This window comes from Bartonella harrusi, assembly GCF_024297065.1.
GTDB lineage: Bacteria > Pseudomonadota > Alphaproteobacteria > Rhizobiales > Rhizobiaceae > Bartonella > Bartonella harrusi.
On sequence record NZ_CP101114.1, the window covers coordinates 1770655 to 1792949 of the forward strand.

Consider the following 22295-nt stretch of genomic DNA (forward strand, 5'->3'; position numbering starts at 1 on the left):
CATCCCTTTTGCTCACTTCGCCTTGCCCCCTTTGAAGCTCTCTCTCCAACGGTTCTCTTTTAAGACTCTTTTAAGAAATATGATTGTCTACCCCCCCCTCAAAACTTGCCTTACCCTTCGAGCACAGCTCCCATCCCCTTTGCTCACCTTGCCTTGCCCCCTTTGAAGCTCTCTCTCCAACGGTTCTCTTTTAAGGACTCTTTTAAGCAATATGATTGTCTACCCCCCCCCTCAAAACTTGCCTTACCCTTCGAGCACCGGTCCCATCCCTTTTGCTCACCTTGCCTTGCCCCCTTTGAAGCTCTCTCTCCAACGGTTCTCTTTTAAGGACTCTTTTAAGCAATATGATTGTCTACCCCCCCTCAAAACTTGCCTCACACAAATGAAGAAGGCGTGAGTACAACAACGATAAGATTGGCATGAGCGGAACGCATCCAGAATCACACAAAATTCCGTTAATGATAAAATTTTTTATGATTTTTAAAGTGAAGAGAAAGAGGCCACATTGGGATATTTCTGCGGGGAAACATGAAAACCTCTTCCCTAGAGGTTTTTATAGACAAAAATTTCTTCTTAAGCAAAGAAAACTTTAAAATTTTTTATTCCCATAAGAAATGCCCATGAAAAATGAATGACAAAATTGCCTTCTGTTTTTGAGGTTTGCGCTTTGTAAAATTTTTTACGAACAAGTCTTTGTCTTTGCGAAAGCTTCGCCTCATCACACTCTTTCCCATCACAACAGGATGAAGCATTTTCCTTTGTTGAGATATCGGTATAAAAAAGCAAAAAGAGATTGAATTTATCAGCAATTTCTTGCCAACAACCTGCGCTCTTTGTTGCAAATATCCTGCGCCTTTCTGGTTCAATTCTTTTTCGTATTTCTGTTAAAAAATTCTTCCTCACGGATGCCCTCTTTTTTGAGACGTTCCCCTCTGTTTTGAAGCCTTTCTTCTATGTGCATTTTTTGCCTATAAAACTGTCGTTAAACAATCGATTTGATTTTGCAGCTTATCACACACCAGGTAAGAGAGCTCTTACATATCTATTTCCCGTCCCCCATGTTGCGATAACCCTCGGCATTTTTGGCATTGTGACACTTCATAAACGATCTTTTACACCTTTCTTCTCTCTTTTTTCTCCACATGATAATCCCCCTTGTGACGTGCAAGGGGATGGTTTTGATTGATTCAACATAAAGCAGGTTTGGCATAAGAAAACCTGAGGATATTCGCAGTTCTCCTTCAACAGGCAAAACAATAAAGTATCCTTATAACTTAATGTTTTGAAATGCGTATTCCGTAGTCTTCCGAGTGTTAAAAGCTCTCAACCCAAACAGCCTTTTGCTTTTAATGCACATTGCACCTAAAAAGAGAATTTGCGCAACACTAGAAATGTAACAGAGTAAGCGCATTTCCATACGAGAATTGAACACTTTCTATTTTGCGATCAATCGTCGCATCTACGAGCGCGCACACCTCCTTACCATTGACCTCTTCCCCTCCTAAGGACGAAGATTTCTACCCAAATGGTTTACCAATCGGTTGCTCTCAGCATCTTCTTTCTCTCAGCATCTTCTATTGTTAAACAACCCTGAGGTTTCCGTGATCATCTCTGTTAGCAATCCCTTGAAAACTTATCCCCCTCTTTAAAAACACTTTATCTGTCAATTTTGGCATAGCTTCACCGTACAGACACACCAAAAGCCTTCCAACACCACCACCCATGCCTCACCGCAGATCCCTTCACTTCACATGTGCCCCCAAATATGCTGCTTTCCCACTTGGCCATACTCCAACGCCCTCTCCTCCTCTCAAATGCCCTCACCCCCCAGATACTCTCCCCCCATACAAACACCCCCACAAAGCCCCCAAAGCCCCGGCATATCCATCCCTCTCCCATCGTGCGAATACAACGCCCCTTTTTCCAACAACTGCGGATGTTGTTAGGCACCGTTCCAGCCCCCACGAACACACATATCTCAAACCCGCAAAACTTCGCACCAACACACCCCCCTCCAATCTCTCCATCCTCACCCGCCATCCAGCACGCCCCACATACATGCAGCCACCGTGTGCATAGCAAAAAGCCTTCCAACACCACCACCCATGCCTCACCGCAGATCCCTCCACTTCACATGTGCCCCCAAATATGCTGCTTTCCCACTTGGCCATACTCCAACGCCCTCTCCTCCTCTCAAATGCCCTCACCCCCCTCACAGATACTCTCCCCCCATACAAACACCCCCACAAAGCCCCCAAAGCCCCGGCATATCCATCCCCCTCCCATCGTGCGAATACAACGCCCCTTTTTCCAACAACTGCGGATGTTGTTAGGCACTGTTCCAGCCCCCACGAACACACATATCTCAAACCCGCAAAACTTCGCACCAACACACCCCCCTCCAATCACTCCATCCTCACCCGCCATCCAGCACGCCCCACATACATGCAGCCACCGTGTGCATAGCAAAAAGCCTTCCAACACCACCACCCATGCCTCACCGCAGATCCCTCCACTTCACATGTGCCCCCAAATATGCTGCTTTCCCACTTGGCCATACTCCAACGCCCTCTCCTCCTCTCAAATGCCCCCTCTTACCCACCATCCGGCACATCCTGCACGCATGCGTCCCTCTAAACCACAGTATTTTTTACAGAAAAAATGATAATCTCAGGAGAAAGGCAATAAAAATGAAAAGAATCTTGATTGATTTTTGATGAGAGCCACCTCCTCACAAACACCTCAGCCTATTCTCCACAACCATGCCACCATATCCCATTTCTTGAGAGCCCAAACACACCTTCAGTTTTCCGGTAAAAATCTCCGAAGATCTCAAAAGACAAGGTATCCTCCCCCCAAGAAACACAAAGGACAAGATACGAACGGGGCTAAGCTGCAACGCATTTTATGAGAGCCCCACAATTGGCTCATTTTCCTCCAAATGTTCAATCCCAAATGTTCAAAACCGCAATCGCGCTGCTCTCCACAACCATGCCACCATACCCCATTTCTTGAGAACCAAAACACACCTTCAGTTTTCCAGTAAAAGTCTCCAAAAGCCCAAAGCAAAAGGCTTCCCCAAAAAGCCAAAGGCTAAGATACGAAGGCGATTTAAGCTGTAACGCGTTTTATGAGAGCCCCACAATTTGCTAATTTTTCCTCCAAGTGTTCAAAGCCGCGATCAAGATGATAAACGCGGTTGACAATGGTTTCACCCTTTGCGGCCAGAGCAGCAATAACAAGAGAAACAGAAGCACGTAAATCGGTTGCCATCACGGGTGCTCCTTGCAGTTTCTCTGTTCCATAGACGGTTGCTGTTTGCCCATCAAGTTTGATCCGAGCGCCCAAACGGGAAAGTTCTTGCACATGCATAAAGCGATTTTCGAAAATTGTTTCGGTAATATGAGCGATTCCCTGCGCCCTTGTCATCAACGCCATGAATTGGGCTTGGAGATCGGTTGGAAAATCGGGATAAGGCCCAGTTTTAATATCGACGGGCATTATTTTTGTTTGCCGTGGATTTCGTTTTACGTGAATTCCCTGAGGCTCTATTTGAATATCGAGCCCTGTTTTTTGCAAAACTTTGAGCACTTGGGTGAGATGGTTAGGGTTTGCATTTTTGAGAAACACATCCCCTCCTGTCATCGCCACGGCCATTGCATAGGTTCCAGCTTCAATACGATCAGGAATGACACGCACTCTCGCACCATGGAGTTTTTTCACGCCCTCAATCGTGAGTGTTTTTGTTCCTTCACCGACTATTTTTGCCCCCATAGCATTGAGTGTTCGAATAAGATTAGCCACTTCTGGTTCACAAGCCGCATTATCAAGCACGGTTGTTCCCTTTGCCATCGCAGCAGCCATCAGCATCACATGCGTTCCCCCGACAGTCACTTTAGGGAATCGGTAATGTGCGCCTTTTAATCCCCTTGGCACTTTAGCATGGGCATATCCATTTTCGATAGTAATATGGGCTCCTAAAGTTTTGAGTCCCTCAAGAATAAAGTCGACGGGTCTTGTTCCGATAGCGCATCCTCCAGGCAGAGAGACATAGGCTTCTCGACATCGGGCCAGCAGGGGTCCGATCACCCAAAAGCTTGCACGCATTTTTTTCACCAGTTCGTATGGCGCACGTATTGTGATTATTTTTTGCGCAGTAAAATGGATTGTACGAGCATCCATACAATCGTTGTGAACTTCCTGTCCATCGACGGCATATCCGACACCATGATTATTAAGAATACGAATAAGCAATTCAACATCAACAAGATGGGGAATATTTTCTAAAGTGAGTGTTTCTTCGCTCAGCAAAGATGCAATCATGAGAGGCAAGGCAGCATTTTTTGCTCCTGAGATAGGAATTGTTCCCTTCAGTTTTTCCCCACCAACAATTTGAATAGAATCCATCGGTATTTTCCCTTTTTCCCTTTGTGTTTCCCCTTCCAAAGGTTTTACCCCCGAAAAGTTATTTTGTTATCATTTAGAATGGCATCGACGGCTTTAGGACGAATCCTAAACCTAAAAGAATCCATAAACTCTAAAACGAATCATTGTGGAATTTGGTTGCACAGGAGCTATAGAAGACATTTTTTAATTTTCTGTTTGTGCTCTTTTTCGACTCTGCTCTTTTCGGCGTTTTAAGTTTTGACGCAATTGTTGAGCCAGTCTTTCTTGGCGCCGTCTTTCTTTTTCATCTTTGTGGTTAAATTTTTGTTGTTCTTGTGTCATGATCATTACGCAACCTTTTGTGAGCTTTTTAAAACAACTCACGGCTTTTTTTATAAGAGATCCTTTTTTATAAGAAATCCATGTCATGACACAAGAGGGATATTCTTTCAAGAACGCAGAAATGTTCTCTTGCCTATTTTATAACAATATGGCACAAGACAGCGATTGCAAAGAGCTGCGGTAGCTCAGTGGTAGAGCACTCCCTTGGTAAGGGAGAGGTCGAGAGTTCAATCCTCTCTCGCAGCACCATTCCAGACAATATTTTACACTGTTATATTCATCACACTGTTATATTCACAACACGCCACACAATGATACACCCTCAAGGTGTCGTCTACCAGCAGCACATTTTCACAGTCTCTTAACGATATCATCAGAACTTTTCCACAGCACTCTCCTCCCCCTCACTCATCATCCGGCATCCCCTCACACATGCCGCGTCGCCCTCCCAAGCCAACACCCCTCAAGCCAACACCCCCCAAGCCAACACCCCCACACATACCCCAAAGCCCCCGCATATCCGTCCCCCTTCCCATCGTGCAAACACCGCACCCCTTTTTCCAACAACAGAGGATATTTTTCAGCACCTTCTCCCCCCCCCCACGAACATACATATCTTAGCCCCCAACACTTCCCCCTCACGCACCCGTTATCCGGCATCCACCCAAGTAAACACCCCATGTAAGCACCCCCTATGCACACTTCATGCGAATATCCCCTCACACATGCCGCGTCGCCCTCCAAGCCAACACCCCCCAAGCCAACACCTCATGCAGACACCCCCACACATACCCCAAAGCCCCCGCATATCCGTCCCCCTTCCCATCGTGCAAACACCGCACCCCTTTTTCCAACAACAGAGGATATTTTTCAGCACCTTCTCCCCCCCCCCCACGAACATACATATCTTAGCCCCCAACACTTCCCCCTCACGCACCCGTTATCCGGCATCCACCCAAGTAAACACCCCATGTAAGCACCCCCTATGCACACTTCATGCGAATATCCCCTCACACATGCCGCGTCGCCCTCCCAAGCCAACACCCCCAAAGTAAACACCCCCAAAGTAAACACCTCATGCAGACACCCCCACACATACCCCAAAGCCCCCGCATATCCGTCCCCCTTCCCATCGTGCAAACACCGCACCCCTTTTTCCAACAACAGAGGATATTTTTCAGCACCTTCTCCCCCCCCACGAACATACATATCTTAGCCCCCAACACTTCCCCCTCACTCACCCGTTATCCGGCATCCCCTCACACATGCCGCGTCGCCCTCCCAAGCCAACACCCCCAAAGTAAACACCCCCAAAGTAAACACCCCCAAAGTAAACACCTCATGCAGACACCCCCACACATACCCCAAAGCCCCCGCATATCCGTCCCCCTTCCCATCGTGCAAACACCGCACCCCTTTTTCCAACAACAGAGGATATTTTTCAGCACCTTCTCCCCCCCCCACGAACATACATATCTTAGCCCCCAACACTTCCCCCTCACGCACCCGTTATCCGGCATCCACCCAAGTAAACACCCCATGTAAGCACCCCCTATGCACACTTCATGCGAATATCCCCTCACACATGCCGCGTCGCCCTCCCAAGCCAACACCCCCAAAGTAAACACCTCATGCAGACACCCCCACACATACCCCAAAGCCCCGGCATATCCGTCCCCCTTCCATCGTGCAAACACCGCACCCCTTTTTCCAACAACAGAGGATATTTTTCAGCACCTTCTCCCCCCACGAACATACATATCTTAGCCCCCAACACTTCCCCCTCACGCACCCGTTATCCGGCACTTGTGCGCATTTTTCGTAAACGCATCTCTGTTATATACTTTTTTCTCACACCTCACTTGAGGACATATTGCCTTTTCATATCAAGCATTGTCTCAGTAGACTTAATTTTCTGTACCATAATCTGTAATTCCTCATTAAAACGGCTAATTTCACTTTCCAGTTTTCGAATATAAGCTTCATCACGATAGGCCCGTTTAATCAAAGGCGGCATATCCGGCCAATAGAGCATTAAATCCACCCATTCACGTTGAGCAATCCACAATCCTCCCTGACATTGCGCTTTATGCTCTGGTGGAAAAGTCTTTTGGTAAAAATGAGGAATGAGAATTTCTGGTTTTTTTGTTTTAATTTCCAACAATCCTTCTTTGCCAACGAAAGCATCAGGAGAAAAACCTTTCATCCTATCATCAGCAAGCACAAACCCAACACATTGAGGCTGCGTATTTGTGAGTGTACCATAAAGCTTGCGTGCCGTTGGTTCCAATTCTGTTCCACGTCGCATAGAAAGTGTTGTTCCCTCATCGACAGTTTTTCCAGTAATTCTTTCTCCAGCGAGTTTCATCATAACAGCATGATATCTTGAAGTTTTCTGCCCCTGTTTTTTTCGTGCCATCACCATTTCAAACAAAGAGGCGGTAATCAAACCATTACGCGCTTGCAACCATTGTTCTGTTCCCTGAAGACAATCGATAACTATTGACATAAACACCCCCTTTTTTAGACCTTGTCTTTAAGGCACTTTTTATTTCAGCACCTTGACTCCTTCTTAAAAACATCCGCTTTTGAAAAGCATATTTTTGCCACACACCTTCCCCCAACGCCCTTTCCTCCTCTCAAACGTCGTCCATACCCCTCATTCGGTGTTCTCCCCCCATGAACATCCTATACAAACACCCCCACAAAGCCCCCAAAGCTCCCAAAGCCCCGGCATATCCGTCCCCCTCTCATCGTGCGAATACAACGCCCCTTTTTCCAAAAACTGCGGATGTTGTTAAGCACCGTTCCAGCACCCAAGAACACATATATCTTAGCTCCAAACACTTCCTCCTCACGCCACCCTCACTTACCCACCATCTAACACCTCCCCTCATAGACGTAGCCCCCGTGTGCATAGCAAAAAGCCTCCTAAAACCCCCACCCATGCCTCACCGCAGATCCCCTCACTTCACATGTGTCTCCCACATGCTGCTTTCCCGCTTAGCCATACTCCAACCGCCCTTTCCTCCTCTCAAACGTCGTCCATACCCCTCACACACCTCTCATCCAGTGTCCCCCAGCCCCTCGCGCATACCCCTGATCTGCCCCCTCACAGATGCTTCCCCCATGAACATCCTATGCAGACACCCCCACGCAGATCCCAAAGCCCCCGCATGTCCGTCCCACCTTCCCCATGCAAACACCACGCGCATACGCAAAAGCCCCTCATATCCCCCCGCTCCTACAAGGTCTTCTCTTACGCATGCTGTCGCACCATTTTCATTCGTGCTGTTGCACAATTTTTATTCGTGCTATCGCACGATGGAAAAATCATCTCGTTGGTATTTTTCTGCTAAATTTTTCGCAAAACACTCGGCAGCCTTTCTTGAAATGAAGGGGATTGCATGACGTTTTTGAGGTTCGAGTCTGATTGTATTTTGGCTCTTTCCAGCATAGTAAAGTGGAAATCCCTGATAAACAGTCTGAAGATAATTTGCCATGATTTTTACCACCAGTAATCGTTCAAAACATCACAGGGACGCAAACGATGCTGTTTTTCGTAGGAACCATAGTAGTGATCTTCATAATCGCGCGCGACTTTTTCATCTAACCAGACATGGTAAGCATCACTATTCAGGATAAAAGGCTGAAGTTGGCTATTTTGTTCGTCAATTTCATAATTTGCGACATAGGCATCAGCGAGTTGTTCCGTTACATCTTCGGCATGAAGAGTGGTAAGATCGAGGCGCAAGATTCTTTGCACAGTTTCATGTTCTTCAATAAGTTCGAGTATTTCTTCGCTCTGTTCGATCGGTCCCCCATAGGCATCGCCCTTTTCATCCTCACAAAGAATGACAATGATTTCATCCTCTTTAACGAATGGAATATTTTTCATCATTTCCCCCCTTTCGATAGTTGATAAAGCACAGCTTTGTCTTGACAAGGCTGAATATAGCATTACCCTTATATCCTCTATGGGGGATAAGTCAATTGTTTTATCCTCAATAAAAGATAATATTTTGAGTCTTTATGACGTATGAAGAACATCTGTGAACAAAACCCTGTCCTCTTTTGTTCACTTAGTACCCTTAAGATGTTCTCTATTTGTTCTTACTTAACGCAACTACCAACAGACAGGAGAGCGAAAATGAGTGATTTAAAATTGATAGAATACTGGAGCACTCTTGACACAAAGACACAAAAAGAACTTATTCTGATACTTCGGCAGTTGGTCGCCGCAAAAGAGTTAAGATTGCCTTCCTCTCCTCAGGAGAGAGTTTTGAAATGAGCTCGATAAATTCTTTATCTTCGGGACTGACACTCTGACCATAAAGAATATAATTCATACTGATATTAATTTCGTTGCAAATGCGCGAAAGGGATTCAATTGTTGGTTCTTTTCCTTCAGAGAGAATAGAATGAAGGTACCCAGCACCTTTACCAGCTGCGAGGGAGACAGATCTTTTTGACCGGCCACTTCTTTCAAGAGCAGCACCTAATCTTTGACGCCAACCATCGATATTCATAGTTTCACCATATAGCGCGTCTTGTTAAAAAAACACGTCCTTTTTGTAAAACGGGCTTGCATTATCCTCTAAAAAGGATAGAATTAAGAAAACAAATTTATTTTTTTGAGGGGGGAAACAAACATTCATATGCGAATCAAGAGAACATTTCACCATAGCAAAGGAAGCAAAAAGGCGTTTCCCAAAAGCGCTGAGAGAGCTTACGCATTTAAAAATCTTTTTACTCTTTATCTTTGCCATCTGCGCATCTCAAACGATAAGGCGGCATGCATCTAAGCACAGCAAATGACTGTTATACTTCATAAAGCAACACCTAAAGAGTCATCATTTAACAAACAGACCGAAAAAATCAAAACACTTACATGTTAAAGCGTAAAAACTTTAATCGAATGCAAAAAAACACATAAAAACGCTTTTTGCGTTTCTATGATCAATAAAACACATAAACAGAAGAGGGTAGATTGCAGCATGAGACACGCCGATCATCAAGAAACTTCCCACTATGAATCATCTACCCTTCCTTATGTTTGTTGGTATCAGAATGATTTTCTAGGGGGAGTGCGTGGAATGCGCGCACACGAGATTGGAATTTATACAATTCTTCTCAATGAAATGTATGCACGCGGTCGTCCTCTAGACTTATCAGTAGAACGTTTAGCGCGTCTTTGCGGTTGTGACAAGCGAACTTTTGTGAATGTTTTAGAAATGCTGATTCAAGAGGGTAAGATTTTAAATTTACCCCATGGCTTATGGAATAAACGTTGTGAAAATATCTTTCAAGAGCGCGTAAAATTGCTTGAACAGAAATCCTTTGCGGGACGTTCTTCAGCGAAAAAACGCAAACAAATCAACGCAGAGTTTCAACAACTGCTCAACGAGAGGGCAAGAGATGATGAACAAAACTCAAAATCTCAGAAGGAAGAAGAAAAGGAAACACCTCACGGTGTTTCAGAAAAGAAATTGTTTTTGATTGAATTGAAAGAAGGAAAAGAGAAGACCACTGAGGAAGAGAAGCCTTGTTTTTCCCCCTCACTGTGTAAAGATTCACCCTCCACATCCAGCAAACACTCTCTCACTTCTTCCCCATCATCCTCTTGCCAAAAGACAAAGGACACCACCCATTTTAGCGATGAAAAAGATACTTTTCCCTCCTCTGATGGAGCGGCAGAAAAACCTACTTTTTCTTGTGCAAAGACAACAAAGTCCCTCTCCTCAGCCTCTGTCTCCTCTCTCACAACAAACGCCCCTCACACGGTCAGCAAAACGCAAAACCGCACAACGACCGCAAAAGGGGAAAAAAACAAAGGATCAACGACGAAGGGACACCGTCTTCCTACCGATTGGCAAGCAGACATTGGTGCCGCGATTTCAGAAGGTTTAAGTGAAGAGCAAGCCCGTTGGCAAGAAAAGAAATTTCGCGATTATTGGCATGCCAAAAGCGGCAAAGAAGCGCTTAAAGTGGATTGGCAAGCGACATGGCGCAATTGGTTTCGCCGAGAGATTGAACGGATAAAAGAACATCAAGAAAAACTTGCCATTTTTATCCCCCACTCCCCCTCACAGCAGCATGACAGCAACAATGATGCTCTTTACCGCTCTCTTATCAACTACCAAAAACCTTAAAACACGAATGAACATGAGCACAATTTTTGAAATCAAACAAAAACTTATCGCACAAGCAGAGACAATTGCACAAATGCTTTTGCCAAAAGGAAAAAGACGTGGCAATGATTGGATTGTAGGAAGCACACGCGGCGAAGCCGGTCAAAGTTTATCGGTGTGCTTAAACGGCAATAAAGCCGGTCTTTGGTATGATTTTGCAGAAGGCAAAGGCGGTGACCTTTTAGACCTTTGCTGTGAAGGCAAAGGCACGGACGGCTCTTCCAAAAAAGCAAAAACGCAACAGCAATGATTGGCAGGCAGACAACACGCACAAAGCATTTCCCCTCACGCACGCATTAAAGCCGCAACAAGGGAAATCCTTCACCAAAAACGAGCAACAACCACACGAATGAACATGAGCACAATTTTTGAAATCAAACAAAAACTTATCGCACAAGCAGAGACAATTGTACAAATGCTTTTGCCAAAAGGAAAAAGACGTGGCAATGATTGGATTGTAGGAAGCACAAGCAGTGAAGCCGGTCAAAGTTTATCGGTGTGCTTAAACGGCAATAAAGCGGGATTTTGGTATGATTTTACAGAAGGCAAAGGCGGTGACCTTTTAGACCTTTGCTGTGAAGGCAAAGGCACGGACGGCTCTTCCAAAAAAGCAAAAACGCAACAGCAATGATTGGCAGGCAGACAACACGCACAAAGCATTTCCCCTCACGCACGCATCAAAGCCGCAACAAGGGAAATCTTTCACCAAAAACGAGCAACAACCACACGAATGAACATGAGCACAATTTTTGAAATCAAACAAAAACTTATCGCACAAGCAGAGACAATTGCACAAATGCTTTTGCCAAAAGGAAAAAGACGTGGCAATGATTGGATTGTAGGAAGCACAAGCAGTGAAGCCGGTCAAAGTTTATCGGTGTGCTTAAACGGCAATAAAGCCGGTCTTTGGTATGATTTTGCAGAAGGCAAAGGCGGTGACCTTTTAGACCTTTGCTGTGAAGGCAAAGGCACGGACGGCTCTTCCAAAAAAGCAAAAACGCAACAGCAATGATTGGCAGGCAGACAACACGCACAAAGCATTTCCCCTCACGCACGCATTAAAGCCGCAACAAGGGAAATCCTTCACCAAAAACGAGCAACAACCACACGAATGAACATGAGCACAATTTTTGAAATCAAACAAAAACTTATCGCACAAGCAGAGACAATTGCACAAATGCTTTTGCCAAAAGGAAAAAGACGTGGCAATGATTGGATTGTAGGAAGCACACGCGGCGAAGCCGGTCAAAGTTTATCGGTGTGCTTAAACGGCAATAAAGCCGGTCTTTGGTATGATTTTGCAGAAGGCAAAGGCGGTGACCTTTTAGACCTTTGGTGTGAAGTCAAAGGAATAAGTCTTTCTCAAGCATTAGAAGAAGCACGTACCACTCTCAATCTTACACGCCCCAAACCTTTTATGGCACCCCACCGTTCCTATCGTCGTCCACCCGTTCCCACGAGTAACTCACCGCAAAATTTAGTAAAAACCTATCTCAACAAAGAGCGCCATATTCCCTTAGAGATTTTAAAGCGTTACCGCATAGGAGAAGATGGGGAAAAGATCATTTTTCCCTTTTATAAACCGGATGGCACCCTTGCCTTGGTAAAAGAACGGCTTGCACAAACAGGTGCAAAACCTAAGCCAACAACGGCACAATGTGAACCGATTCTCTTTGGTTGGCAAGCTCTCACCCCCCCCACAACCGCTGCCACAGCCGCAAACCACGCAGCCACAACCGCACACCCCGCAACCACAGCCGCAAACCCCACAGCCACAGCCGCAAACCACGCAGCAACAGCCGCACACCCCGCTGCCACAACCGCAAACCCCACAGCCACAGCCGCACACCCCACAGTCACAGCCGCACACCCCGCTGCCACAGCCACAAACCCCGCTGCCACAACCGCACACCCCACAGCCACAACCGCAAACCACGCAGCAACAGCCACAAACCACGCAGCAACAGCCGCAAACCCCGCTGCCACAACCGCAAACCCCACAGCCACAGCCGCACACCCCGCAGCCACAGCCGCACACCCCGCAACCACAGCCGCACACCCCGCAACCACAGCCGCAAACCACGCAGCCACAGCCGCACACCCCGCAGCAACAACCGCACACCCCGCAACCACAGCCGCAAACCACGCAGCAACAGCCGCAAACCCCGCAGCCACAGCCGCAAACCACACAGCCACAGCCGCACACCCCACAGCCACAGCCGCAAACCCCACAGCCACAACCGCACACCCCGCAACCACAGCCACAAACCCCACAGCCACAACCGCACACCCCGCAACCACAGCCACAAACCCCACAGCCACAACCGCACACCCCACAGCCACAACCGCACACCCCGCAACCACAACCGCACACCCCGCAGCCACAACCGCACACCCCGCAACCACAGCCGCAAACCCCACAGCCACAGCTGAAAACCAAGCTTTTTTTTCAACCAATCGGACCATTGTTATTACTGAAGGCGAAATTGATGCACTTTCTTTAGCGGCCTATGGATATCCGGCACTCTCGGTACCGTTTGGCGGAGGCGTTGGGGGCAAACACAATTGGATTGAAAATGAGTTTGACCATTTAGAACCTTTTGAGACCATTTTTTTAGCCACCGATATGGACAAACCGGGTGAAGAAGCCGCCCATGAAATTGCCAGCAGGCTTGGCCGCCACCGTTGCTATCGTGTACACTTACCCTGTAAAGATGCCAATGATTGTTTGACTTCTGGTATTGATGCAGCCACCATAAAAGCAGCCTTTTTATCAGCAAAAAGCTTTGCACCAAAAGGCTTACGCCGCGCCTCAGACTATAAAGAGCAAGTAATAGGGCTGTTTTGGCCAACCCCTGAACAGCATGAAGGATATACACTTCCCTACCCTAAGCTCAACGGAAAACTGTATTTCCGTCCAGCGGAATTGACGCTATGGAGCGGAGCAAGTGGTGCCGGCAAGAGCCAATTGTTATCAGACTGTATTCCCCATTGGATTTCGCAAAAAAGTCGCCTTTGCTTAGCTTCACTGGAAATGAAAGGAGAACAATCGTTGCGCCGTTTAACCAAACAAACGGGAGGATTAGAACATCCGACCAGAGAGATGATTGAACGCATTCTCCATTTTTTAGACGACGGACTGATTCTTTACGAACATGTTGGGAAATCGAGTGTCGACACGCTGCTCGATGTTTTTGACTATTGCCGTGCGCGCTATGGTTGCGATCAATTCATTATCGACAGTCTTATGCGGCTTGGTATCTGTTCAGATGACTACGCAGGGCAAGAACAAGCAGTTTATAAAATGGTTGATTGGGCTGTTTTAAATGCCGTTCACATTCATCTTGTCGCCCATGCCCGCAAAGGAGGGCTAGAGAAAGAGATCCCCGGCACGGAAGATATTAAAGGCGCTTCCGAAATTGGTGCCAATGCTTTTAACATCATCACCATTTGGCGCAATCGCTCCTTAGAAGATAAAATTTTTGCCGCATCATGTAAAGAAGAAAAAGCAGAATTAGCCAAACGCCCTAGTGTGATTATGAATATCGCAAAACAACGTTCAGGGGATTTTGAAGGCAAAATTGGTCTTTGGTTTGACCAAAAAACCTACCGCTACCGTTGCTCCTGCGAACAGCTTATAACGCCAAAGCGTTATCTTGAACGCGGGGTCAACGCCTCTCTCTAACAACCAAGCCCATAGAGCCCTCACACACCTCACACCCTCATAAGCAAACAAAGAGAGCATTCCCAGCAAGCAGGGAAACACCCCATCATTCGAGATCAAAAACCAGCGACCCCCCATATCCATCACTCCTATCTTCGCCAAACCAACGCTCACCCCAACAATGCCGGAAAATACCAAAAGCTTCAAAAGCCATACACAACGCGATGCCCACCCACTGTGCACTCTCGAAAGCAAAATCACCAACAGCTCCAACAAGGCAATGAACCCCACCACTATTAAGGTAAAACCCCACATTATATCAAAACGCTTTAATTCCTGATAAGAAAAAAAACAGGACAACGCCCGCAATGCAACAAAACACCAACGCCTTTAAAAAGATCCACCACGTAAAAGTCGTGCTCTTTGCTCCCATTCCAATAAAAACAAAAATAGCCCCCACGACACCGCAAACACCAGCCCCCGTAGAAACACTTCCCACGTCACAACTGGCATCCCCGCATTCACATAAACCCAACCAAGGGAAAAACGAAAAGACAGCAAAACTTCACTGCCGTTAAAAACACGCCCGGCATAACAACCATACCCCCACTCCTTTATAAACAACAACAGCCATAATGCAGAAAAGCACTCCTCATTTCAAGAACAAAGCCCCTATGACATAAGCCACCTCATTCCCATATAAACAAAAACAAAGACAGCTCCAACAATGCTTCAAAACGCTTCTGCCTTCAAGAATCACGCCCCTATAACCTCAACACACCTCACACTTTCATCAGAAAAACGAAAGAAAAGTGCCGTCATAAAAAGCAACACTCCCTCACTCAAAAATCAAAACCCCCAAACACCGCTCTACTTTGCTCCCTCAACAGCAACAATACCCTCCGCAAGACAGCAAAACACCAGCGCTTTTAAAATCACGCTCTACACAACGCTCACCCCACCGCGTCATAAGCAAAATCCCCCGCTCCGTTATAAACAATAACACCGCCAACAATACAGTAAAACGCCACAATCTTCGAGAACCAAACCAATATGATACGATCCACCTCATGCCCACATAAGCAACCCCAAGAAAAAGACCCATCATGCAGGAAAACACCCACCGATTCGAGAACCAAAGCCAGTCCACCCCAATTCGCTCTGCTTGCCTATAAATAAAATCGCTAACAGGGGGAAGAATGAAGTAAAACCCCAAATTCTCCCAGAAAAATCCCCGCGTAACCCCAAACCTCCTCGTTACTCTATAAAGCAAAGCAAAGGCACCACCGATGACACAAAAGACAATGCAACAAAACGCCCAAAAATTCAAAACAACACACCATGCGCTCCCACCACACACTCTGCCTCCTTATCCACCCGCCCCTCTATGCATCCCCCTTGATAAATCAAACCCAAGATACCGCCAACAATGCAACAAAACGCTCCCATTTCAAGAACCATAAGCAACGCAATACCACCGCATTCTGCCGCCCTCTGATAAGCCAAAACAAGGACAGTTCCCACAATGCAAACACCACCAATACCAGCAAGAACAATCCCCACACAACAGCGATACCCCCCGCTCCTTTATACGCACAAATGAAAGATACCGCCAACAATGCAACAAAACGCTCCCATTTCAAGAACCATAAGCAACGCAATATCACCGCATCCTGCCGCCCTCTGATAAGCCAAAACAAGGACAGTTCCCACAATGCAAACACCACCAATACCAGCAAGAACAATCCCCACACAACAGCGATACCCCCCCGCTCCTTTATACGCACAAATGAAAGATACCGCCAACAATGCAACAAAACGCTCCCATTTCAAGAACCATAAGCAACGCAATATCACCGCATCCTGCCGCCCTCTGATAAGCCAAAACAAGGACAGTTCCCACAATGCAAACACCACCAATACCAGCAAGAACAATCCCCACACAACAGCGATACCCCCCGCTCCTTTATACGCACAAATGAAAGATACCGCCGACAATGCAACAAAACGCCCAAAAATTCAAAACAACACACCATGCGCCCCCACCACACACTCTGCCTCCTTATCCACCCGCCCCTCTATGCATCCCCCTTGATAAATCAAACCCAAGATACCGCCAACAATGCAACAAAACGCCAACCAATTCAAGAAACACACCCATAGGCGCTCAACACCCCTCACGCCTTCATAAGAGAACAAAAGAAAAGTGCCATCATAAAGAGAAACATCCACTCATTTGAGCACCAGAGCCAGCAAATGCTCCTCTGCTTTACTCTCTCAGAAATAAAAACAAGGACGGCTCCAACAATGTGGCAAAACACCATCCCCTTTGAGAACGCCTCCTGTTTAAAAAAGAGAGTGCATAAAAATTCCCGTCAAACAGCAAACACCCAATGCCAACACCCCTCATAAGACAGAGCCCCCACCCTCAATCTTCCAGAACCCAATGCCAACAGCCTGCCAACAACCAATGTCAATATAATGCTAACAGCCGAGGAGACACCAAGCAAAGCTTCCCCACGCATGCGCATACAACATCTTACATCTAATTTTTTGAACATCAAACAAAACGACAATTTTTAAAGGAGAAAAGATGATATGAACCACCAAGAGGAAAGAACCCACCAAGAGGAACAAAAAAACAAGACACAAACGTTTTCCTCTGCCCAGCATAAGGAAGAGAAAGAGCAAATTGGCCACTTAAAGACACAAGAATTTACTCTTGAAACGAGCAACCCTTATTTTCAACCACCCCACCCAGAAAACTCTAGCAACCCACGCAACATCAAAGCCATTGTCAATGCAAAAGGCCGTCCGATTGCCCTTTTATATGCAAAAGGACATCTCAGCAAAGCGCAATATAGGGCAGCAGAACAATTTTATATTTATTGGCGCCAAAATCAAGCAGACCTTCACATGAGTCCTGACTACACGCGTGAAAAGGTTGAAGGCAGTCAAGGTTACACACACCCTATTGAGCGTCAAATCGAAGCATCCAAGCATTTACAAAAGATCAAAGTTCTGCTTGGTATTCTTGGCTATGCACTTGTAGAAAAGGTTGTTGGTTACGATCAAGCAATTAAAGAATTAAGCGACTCAAAACGCAAGCAAAACTCCCTTGCGGATCATTTACGAGACTGTTTAGACTTGCTCGCATTTCATTGGGGATATGCAAACCGTAAAAGCTCTCAATAATCCCCCACCACAAAGAACAAAACAACAAATGAAGACCTCCTATAAGCAATGAGATAATCAATAAATTCAATCAAACGCAACCAATAAAACCAAACATCAACACATCAACAATGGAGAGAACACAAGCCCCTAAAACGAATCAGCACACCAACAGCCCCCCATCACAAACCACTACACCAAACAATTAACCTCTTTGAGCAACTTCAATCCATACAAAAATTTGCAGTTTTTTCAGACTTTTCTACATCGTCGTTATCTGATTACAGTTTCATTCATCAAGACCATCGCATTTTTTTCTTATCCATAAGCAGATTTTCAAGCTTATTTTTCTGCAAAATTTTATTTTAAAATAAAAACATGTTTCATAACGGTAACATGCTATCAATAACACACATTATCCACTTGGTACATTTTGAATAAAAATATATTGTAAAATACGTATCACTGAATTAATTATGAAAATAAAACAACAATAATGATTCTATTATTTTGCGTATAATGTTTTATTATGTTGATTTTTTTAACGCAAGAATTTTATAAGCATATAGCTTATAAATCTTGTATGACTAAAAAATCAGGGAACAATGAAACAATAACAGCAAAATGTTTTTATGCCTATAGATTTTTCAGATTCTTCTGCTATGACAGAAAATAATTAAAATCATCACAAATATCGAGGATGTAAGAGAGATCTTCTGTATGAGATGAAAAAATAAAACCCCATAGGGCGCATCCAACCCTCATAAGATGCACCCTAAACTCTACGGGATGCACCACCCTCATAAAGTGCATCCCGCCCCTCACGGGCGCATCCAACCCTCATAAGATGCACCCTAAACTCTACGGGATGCACCACCCTCATAAAGTGCATCCCGCCCCTCACGGGCGCATCCAACCCTCATAAGATGCACCCTAAACTCTACGGGATGCACCACCCTCATAAAGTGCATCCCGCCCCTCATGGGCGCATCCAACTCTCATAAGATGCACCCTAAACTCTACGGGATGCACCACCCTCATAAAGTGCATCCCGCCCCTCATGGGCGCATCCAACCCTCATAAGATGCACCCTAAACTCTACGGGATGCACCACCCTCATAAAGTGCATCCCGCCCCTCATGGGCGCATCCAACCCTCATAAGATGCACCCTAAACTCTACGGGATGCACCACCCTCATAAAGTGCATCCCGCCCCTCATGGGCGCATCCAACCCTCATAAGATGCACCCTAAACTCTACGGGATGCACCACCCTCATAAAGTGCATCCCGCCCCTCATGGGCGCATCCAACCCTCATAAGATGCACCCTAAACTCTACGGGATGCACCACCCTCATAAAGTGCATCCCGCCCCTCATGGGCGCATCCAACCCTCATAAGATGCACCCTAAACTCTACGGGATGCACCACCCTCATAAAGTGCATCCCGCCCCTCATGGGCGCATCCAACCCTCATAAGATGCACCCTAAACTCTACGGGATGCACCACCCTCATAAAGTGCATCCCGCCCCTCATGGGCGCATCCAACCCTCATAAGATGCACCCTAAACTCTACGGGATGCACCACCCTCATAAAGTGCATCCCGCCCCTCACAGAGTACATTCTACCCCTCATAGAATATACCCTCACCCCTTACGGGGGATTCTCAACTCTCATGGATGCTTTGCTCTTATAAGTCCCTCTACCATGGGCACAAAAAAGAAGTTTTTTAGCAGCTCTTTTGTCACCCATACCTGTAGGAGCTCTGTAAAGAACCTTCACAACAACCTTTACGCATCCATAAAACAAATTCTAAAAGAATTCATTAAGGCAATTAAGGGTAAATTTTGTCAATTTCTAGACAAGTTTCCTTCTTTTTTATGAATGTTGCATTTTTACTATAGTTATAGAAATGAAATTTATATATAATTCATATTGATATTTATTTATAGAAATAAATATAGGAGCAAAACTATGAATATCAGATATTTTTTCATAGCAGGAGCAATAACAAGTGGTTTAGCACTTGCACTCCAAGAATCTGATCGTATAGTTAATCAAGAAAAAGACCTTATTATAACCCCTTATAATGCTGATGAAGTTTATAAAAATGATTTACATGATATTGAACCAATAAGTGGCAAATTTGATACATTGAATATAATAATCACACCAAGTAATAATGATATGAAAGAGAGTGAAACAGGCGATTTATACAAAACAAGAAAAAAATTACTCTATGCGTTAACTGAATTTTTATATTATTTTATCATTTTCTGCATAAAAATGTTTTATGCAAGAAATATTGTATAGAGCTTCTAACAGCTTTTAAGAGAAGCAAAACAGATTATGATAAATAAAATGAAATACTGAAAATTCCACGATGAAGATGTGGAAGTGGTTTTACTTTACTTTTTCTATCAATGATAAGATAACTTTGTTTTCTATTCTACCAAGAAAATTTTTCTCTTCTAAACAGAAAAAAGAACAGTCACATTTTAACATCTTTTCTCTGTAGAATGATCCATCTTTTATCAAAAAGGGAAGAATATTTATTCTTTTTAAAAAAATTTTCTTCAAAAAAGAGATAACAATCAATTGACAGTTGATTTTTCCCCCAACATCCTTCAAGATATTTTCAATCCACTTTTTAGTTTGTGTTCTCCATTTTCCTTAAATTTTTGAAGTGTTCTTAAATTAGCATAAAAAGGCCCTTTATTATCCTCAACTCATCAATGCTAATATCGATAAATTCTACTTCACCATTCTTGATATAAATAATATCGGGACAGAACTTTCTCTCTCCAACTTTAAATATCTCTTCATCATCACATACGATAGCCCCTCGTTCCCTTAATTCCTGTCTTTTATGCTCGACGCATTTTCTATGAAAATCTCGTTTTTATTGCACAAACTTGGGTCTCTAAATCTAAAATCCCGATAATGATGAACATTCAAGAACATTTTCTCTGCCGCTCGTTCAAACACAGCGTAACGAAACTGCTCTGTTTTAGCCACCTCTTCTGCTATCACCACAGCTCGTTCAAGATGGCTTTCATCAAGAGTTGCCGATTCGCTCTCAGCATCAAAGCCATATCGATTGTCTGCAGCAAAGCGTTTTTGATAAGAACGTCAAGTCTCCACATCACCGAGCAAAGCAAGAGCTGCAAGATGTAACAGAGCATAAAAGGAGCCCTTTTTGTTTCATTGGACAACCAATTTACAGTGTTTTTTCCCAAGGCGGAGCGCTCTATTGCGAGCGAAACATTTCCTGAAAACTTGTATCTTCCATCACCTATTTTAAAACTCTATCAAGCTCTTGCTTTAAACGCTCTTCAGTGACTCTTTCTTCAAAAATTTCCAATCCTTTAGCTACAAACGTTATATGCACCGCTGGTAAATTTTGAAAATTATCAGGATTGATGGTTTGGCAAGCAGCAGAAAAAAGACCGGTCATCACTAAAAGCCCACGATCAAAGTTTGGACACTCTTTGTGCATTTCCTCATTATAGAGAAAATACACTTCGCGATCGGGTCAGAAGAGGGGAGCCAAATGATCCCCCGTCCCTCGATTTCCACCGACCACCCCAAGTTTTTAAAAGCGCTGTCGCCCTTTCCATGGTCAAAGCTTCATCATCAACTTCATAAAGCTCTTCTTGTCCTTCCTCTTCCCATCTTTGCGCATTCCCATATCTCTTGTTCTCATATCCACTTATCAAGTTCCTCTTCTCTTGCCCCTCATGCTTTTACAAACATTATCTCATGTTCTTGCAACGCTTTTTGCAGTTCTCCTTTCACGCAGCAAGACATTCTCACCTGCTTAAAGACACCAAAATAAAGCTGTAAAATAATCATGCTAAAAAAAGAAGTATCTGAAACAATCAATGCGACAACTAAAAGCACAAAAGAAAAGCTTGTCCTTCCTCTTCCCATCTTTGCGCATTCCCATATCTCTTGTTCTCATATCCACTTATCAAGTTCCTCTCCTCTTGCCCCTCATGCTTTTACAAACATTATCTCATGTTCTTGCAACGCTTTTTGCAGTTCTCCTTTCACGCAGCAAGACATTCTCACCTGCTTAAAGACACCAAAATAAAGCTGTAAAATAATCATGCTAAAAAAAGAAGTATCTGAAACAATCAATGCGACAACTAAAAGCACAAAAGAAAAGAACATGATAACAGTCTCGCACTTATCCTTATTGTCCTTTTTATAAAGGTTATTTTGAAGACAAGGTCTTTTCTCCCACTGCGGATTTGCTTCTTTTAATTTCCGTCTATTTTTTTTTAACAAAAACCATAAAATGAGGTGAAATATGATCACGACCGGTATCGAAGCAAAGGCACATACGATCAAAACTTGCCAAAACACAAGGATAGAAAAAAGCGTAGTCTCATGCCACACAATAAATTTCCATTGTGCGAAGGAGGGTATGAAAACCATTCTGTTCCACAGATCAATGATGAGTGAGAGGGAAGAAATGACGATATATTCTCTTGCCGAAAACCACGCGTTTTCAAAAAAAATACGCAATGCG

At 44.7% G+C, this 22295-nt stretch carries 27 protein-coding genes, 1 tRNA gene and 3 pseudogenes; 8 read left to right on the forward strand and 23 right to left on the reverse strand.

Annotated elements, in window-relative coordinates:
* Positions 1 to 573: 573 nt before the first annotated feature.
* The 6 genes from NMK50_RS08250 to NMK50_RS08275 all read right to left on the reverse strand — a co-directional run bounded on the left by NMK50_RS08250 (position 574) and on the right by NMK50_RS08275 (position 4728).
* Positions 574 to 903: a hypothetical protein gene (locus NMK50_RS08250; protein WP_254770059.1), complete on the reverse strand. Its 330-nt coding sequence runs from the start codon at positions 901 to 903 to the stop codon at positions 574 to 576.
* 777 nt (positions 904 to 1680) lie between these two features.
* Positions 1681 to 2040 carry a hypothetical protein gene (locus NMK50_RS08255; protein ID WP_254770060.1) on the reverse strand — a complete coding sequence of 120 codons (360 nt, stop codon included), beginning with the start codon at positions 2038 to 2040 and terminating at the stop codon, positions 1681 to 1683.
* A 153-nt stretch (positions 2041 to 2193) separates the two neighbouring features.
* Complete coding sequence (locus tag NMK50_RS08260) at positions 2194 to 2427, reverse strand: hypothetical protein (protein WP_254770061.1); 234 nt, start codon at positions 2425 to 2427, stop codon at positions 2194 to 2196.
* Entirely contained in the window at positions 2406 to 2558 is a 153-nt protein-coding gene (locus tag NMK50_RS08265) for a hypothetical protein (protein WP_254770062.1), read from the reverse strand. The genes NMK50_RS08260 and NMK50_RS08265 overlap by 22 nt, the downstream gene beginning before the upstream one ends.
* 553 nt (positions 2559 to 3111) lie before the next feature.
* Positions 3112 to 4407, reverse strand: coding sequence for a UDP-N-acetylglucosamine 1-carboxyvinyltransferase (gene murA / locus NMK50_RS08270; RefSeq protein ID WP_254770063.1), 1296 nt, complete (start codon positions 4405 to 4407; stop codon positions 3112 to 3114).
* 183 nt (positions 4408 to 4590) lie between these two features.
* A complete protein-coding gene (locus tag NMK50_RS08275) occupies positions 4591 to 4728 on the reverse strand; it encodes a hypothetical protein (RefSeq protein ID WP_254770064.1) in 138 nt (45 codons plus the stop codon).
* 174 nt (positions 4729 to 4902) lie between these two features.
* Between NMK50_RS08275 and NMK50_RS08280 the strand changes: the two genes are divergently transcribed.
* Positions 4903 to 4977 (forward strand) — tRNA-Thr (locus NMK50_RS08280).
* 470 nt (positions 4978 to 5447) lie between these two features.
* Here the strand turns inward: NMK50_RS08280 and NMK50_RS08285 are convergent.
* The 7 genes from NMK50_RS08285 to NMK50_RS08315 form a co-directional block, all read right to left on the reverse strand.
* Positions 5448 to 5633, reverse strand: a complete 186-nt coding sequence (locus NMK50_RS08285) for a hypothetical protein (RefSeq protein ID WP_254770065.1) — start codon at positions 5631 to 5633, stop codon at positions 5448 to 5450.
* Between the two features lie 328 nt (positions 5634 to 5961).
* Positions 5962 to 6216 carry a hypothetical protein gene (locus tag NMK50_RS08290; RefSeq protein WP_254770067.1) on the reverse strand — a complete coding sequence of 85 codons (255 nt, stop codon included), beginning with the start codon at positions 6214 to 6216 and terminating at the stop codon, positions 5962 to 5964.
* 370 nt (positions 6217 to 6586) lie between these two features.
* Entirely contained in the window at positions 6587 to 7237 is a 651-nt protein-coding gene (locus NMK50_RS08295) for a lambda exonuclease family protein (RefSeq protein WP_254770068.1), read from the reverse strand.
* Between the two features lie 556 nt (positions 7238 to 7793).
* Positions 7794 to 8030 carry a hypothetical protein gene (locus NMK50_RS08300; RefSeq protein ID WP_254770069.1) on the reverse strand — a complete coding sequence of 79 codons (237 nt, stop codon included), beginning with the start codon at positions 8028 to 8030 and terminating at the stop codon, positions 7794 to 7796.
* A gap of 12 nt (positions 8031 to 8042) precedes the next feature.
* The gene (locus NMK50_RS08305) at positions 8043 to 8231 is read right to left on the reverse strand and encodes a hypothetical protein (protein WP_254770070.1); all 189 of its coding nucleotides are present in this window, start codon (positions 8229 to 8231) and stop codon (positions 8043 to 8045) included.
* A gap of 5 nt (positions 8232 to 8236) precedes the next feature.
* Entirely contained in the window at positions 8237 to 8626 is a 390-nt protein-coding gene (locus NMK50_RS08310; protein WP_254771225.1) for a hypothetical protein, read from the reverse strand.
* Between the two features lie 313 nt (positions 8627 to 8939).
* Positions 8940 to 9257 carry an XRE family transcriptional regulator gene (locus tag NMK50_RS08315; RefSeq protein ID WP_254770071.1) on the reverse strand — a complete coding sequence of 106 codons (318 nt, stop codon included), beginning with the start codon at positions 9255 to 9257 and terminating at the stop codon, positions 8940 to 8942.
* A 468-nt stretch (positions 9258 to 9725) separates the two neighbouring features.
* On the opposite strand from NMK50_RS08315, the gene NMK50_RS08320 reads away from it, so the two are divergent.
* From NMK50_RS08320 to NMK50_RS08340, 5 genes and pseudogenes are all read left to right on the forward strand, one after another.
* Positions 9726 to 10880, forward strand: coding sequence for a YdaU family protein (locus NMK50_RS08320; RefSeq protein ID WP_254770073.1), 1155 nt, complete (start codon positions 9726 to 9728; stop codon positions 10878 to 10880).
* Between the two features lie 13 nt (positions 10881 to 10893).
* Positions 10894 to 11127: pseudogene (locus tag NMK50_RS08325) on the forward strand (DNA primase); the annotation flags it as partial.
* Positions 11128 to 11274: 147 nt separating this feature from the next.
* A pseudogene (locus NMK50_RS08330) lies at positions 11275 to 11508 on the forward strand (DNA primase); the annotation flags it as partial.
* Positions 11509 to 11655: 147 nt separating this feature from the next.
* Positions 11656 to 11889 (forward strand): annotated as a pseudogene (locus NMK50_RS08335) (DNA primase); the annotation flags it as partial.
* A gap of 147 nt (positions 11890 to 12036) precedes the next feature.
* Positions 12037 to 14604 carry a toprim domain-containing protein gene (locus NMK50_RS08340; RefSeq protein ID WP_254771226.1) on the forward strand — a complete coding sequence of 856 codons (2568 nt, stop codon included), beginning with the start codon at positions 12037 to 12039 and terminating at the stop codon, positions 14602 to 14604.
* Positions 14605 to 14689: 85 nt separating this feature from the next.
* On the opposite strand, the gene NMK50_RS08345 is transcribed toward NMK50_RS08340, so the two are convergent.
* The 7 genes from NMK50_RS08345 to NMK50_RS08375 form a co-directional block, all read right to left on the reverse strand.
* Positions 14690 to 14896 (reverse strand): hypothetical protein, encoded by a 207-nt coding sequence (locus NMK50_RS08345; protein ID WP_254770074.1) that lies wholly within the window; start codon positions 14894 to 14896, stop codon positions 14690 to 14692.
* A gap of 77 nt (positions 14897 to 14973) precedes the next feature.
* A complete protein-coding gene (locus tag NMK50_RS08350; protein ID WP_254770075.1) occupies positions 14974 to 15207 on the reverse strand; it encodes a hypothetical protein in 234 nt (77 codons plus the stop codon).
* A 259-nt stretch (positions 15208 to 15466) separates the two neighbouring features.
* Positions 15467 to 15691 carry a hypothetical protein gene (locus NMK50_RS08355; RefSeq protein WP_254770076.1) on the reverse strand — a complete coding sequence of 75 codons (225 nt, stop codon included), beginning with the start codon at positions 15689 to 15691 and terminating at the stop codon, positions 15467 to 15469.
* A gap of 218 nt (positions 15692 to 15909) precedes the next feature.
* Positions 15910 to 16146: a hypothetical protein gene (locus tag NMK50_RS08360; protein ID WP_254770077.1), complete on the reverse strand. Its 237-nt coding sequence runs from the start codon at positions 16144 to 16146 to the stop codon at positions 15910 to 15912.
* 24 nt (positions 16147 to 16170) lie between these two features.
* A complete protein-coding gene (locus tag NMK50_RS08365; RefSeq protein WP_254770080.1) occupies positions 16171 to 16581 on the reverse strand; it encodes a hypothetical protein in 411 nt (136 codons plus the stop codon).
* Between the two features lie 21 nt (positions 16582 to 16602).
* Positions 16603 to 16815 (reverse strand): hypothetical protein, encoded by a 213-nt coding sequence (locus NMK50_RS08370; RefSeq protein WP_254770081.1) that lies wholly within the window; start codon positions 16813 to 16815, stop codon positions 16603 to 16605.
* Positions 16816 to 16958: 143 nt separating this feature from the next.
* Positions 16959 to 17114, reverse strand: coding sequence for a hypothetical protein (locus NMK50_RS08375; RefSeq protein ID WP_254770082.1), 156 nt, complete (start codon positions 17112 to 17114; stop codon positions 16959 to 16961).
* 67 nt (positions 17115 to 17181) lie between these two features.
* Between NMK50_RS08375 and NMK50_RS08380 the strand changes: the two genes are divergently transcribed.
* Both NMK50_RS08380 and NMK50_RS08385 read left to right on the forward strand, forming a co-directional pair.
* Positions 17182 to 17778 carry a hypothetical protein gene (locus tag NMK50_RS08380; protein WP_254770083.1) on the forward strand — a complete coding sequence of 199 codons (597 nt, stop codon included), beginning with the start codon at positions 17182 to 17184 and terminating at the stop codon, positions 17776 to 17778.
* 1954 nt (positions 17779 to 19732) lie between these two features.
* Entirely contained in the window at positions 19733 to 20071 is a 339-nt protein-coding gene (locus NMK50_RS08385; protein WP_254770084.1) for a hypothetical protein, read from the forward strand.
* A gap of 982 nt (positions 20072 to 21053) precedes the next feature.
* On the opposite strand, the gene NMK50_RS08390 is transcribed toward NMK50_RS08385, so the two are convergent.
* The 3 genes from NMK50_RS08390 to NMK50_RS08400 form a co-directional block, all read right to left on the reverse strand.
* Positions 21054 to 21257, reverse strand: coding sequence for a hypothetical protein (locus NMK50_RS08390; RefSeq protein WP_254770085.1), 204 nt, complete (start codon positions 21255 to 21257; stop codon positions 21054 to 21056).
* A 7-nt stretch (positions 21258 to 21264) separates the two neighbouring features.
* Positions 21265 to 21477, reverse strand: coding sequence for a hypothetical protein (locus tag NMK50_RS08395; protein ID WP_254770086.1), 213 nt, complete (start codon positions 21475 to 21477; stop codon positions 21265 to 21267).
* Positions 21478 to 21754: 277 nt separating this feature from the next.
* Positions 21755 to 22051: a hypothetical protein gene (locus tag NMK50_RS08400; protein ID WP_254770087.1), complete on the reverse strand. Its 297-nt coding sequence runs from the start codon at positions 22049 to 22051 to the stop codon at positions 21755 to 21757.
* Between the last annotated feature and the right edge of the window lie 244 nt (positions 22052 to 22295).

Bases quoted from the DNA above. Each gene is read 5' to 3' on its own strand.
- NMK50_RS08295 (WP_254770068.1), bottom strand. From the start codon at position 7,237: ATGTCAATAGTTATCGATTGTCTTCAGGGAACAGAACAATGGTTGCAA.
- NMK50_RS08385 (WP_254770084.1), top strand. From the start codon at position 19,733: ATGAATATCAGATATTTTTTCATAGCAGGAGCAATAACAAGTGGTTTA.
- NMK50_RS08315 (WP_254770071.1), bottom strand. From the start codon at position 9,257: ATGAATATCGATGGTTGGCGTCAAAGATTAGGTGCTGCTCTTGAAAGA.
- NMK50_RS08355 (WP_254770076.1), bottom strand. From the start codon at position 15,691: ATGATGGGTCTTTTTCTTGGGGTTGCTTATGTGGGCATGAGGTGGATC.
- NMK50_RS08265 (WP_254770062.1), bottom strand. From the start codon at position 2,558: ATGGCCAAGTGGGAAAGCAGCATATTTGGGGGCACATGTGAAGTGGAG.
- NMK50_RS08390 (WP_254770085.1), bottom strand. From the start codon at position 21,257: ATGCACAAAGAGTGTCCAAACTTTGATCGTGGGCTTTTAGTGATGACC.
- murA (WP_254770063.1), bottom strand. From the start codon at position 4,407: ATGGATTCTATTCAAATTGTTGGTGGGGAAAAACTGAAGGGAACAATT.
- NMK50_RS08260 (WP_254770061.1), bottom strand. From the start codon at position 2,427: ATGGCGGGTGAGGATGGAGTGATTGGAGGGGGGTGTGTTGGTGCGAAG.
- NMK50_RS08310 (WP_254771225.1), bottom strand. From the start codon at position 8,626: ATGAAAAATATTCCATTCGTTAAAGAGGATGAAATCATTGTCATTCTT.
- NMK50_RS08285 (WP_254770065.1), bottom strand. From the start codon at position 5,633: ATGTATGTTCGTGGGGGGGGGGGAGAAGGTGCTGAAAAATATCCTCTG.
- NMK50_RS08340 (WP_254771226.1), top strand. From the start codon at position 12,037: ATGAGCACAATTTTTGAAATCAAACAAAAACTTATCGCACAAGCAGAG.
- NMK50_RS08380 (WP_254770083.1), top strand. From the start codon at position 17,182: ATGAACCACCAAGAGGAAAGAACCCACCAAGAGGAACAAAAAAACAAG.
- NMK50_RS08275 (WP_254770064.1), bottom strand. From the start codon at position 4,728: ATGACACAAGAACAACAAAAATTTAACCACAAAGATGAAAAAGAAAGA.
- NMK50_RS08320 (WP_254770073.1), top strand. From the start codon at position 9,726: ATGAGACACGCCGATCATCAAGAAACTTCCCACTATGAATCATCTACC.
- NMK50_RS08305 (WP_254770070.1), bottom strand. From the start codon at position 8,231: ATGGCAAATTATCTTCAGACTGTTTATCAGGGATTTCCACTTTACTAT.
- NMK50_RS08255 (WP_254770060.1), bottom strand. From the start codon at position 2,040: ATGGCGGGTGAGGATGGAGAGATTGGAGGGGGGTGTGTTGGTGCGAAG.
- NMK50_RS08375 (WP_254770082.1), bottom strand. From the start codon at position 17,114: ATGCGCATGCGTGGGGAAGCTTTGCTTGGTGTCTCCTCGGCTGTTAGC.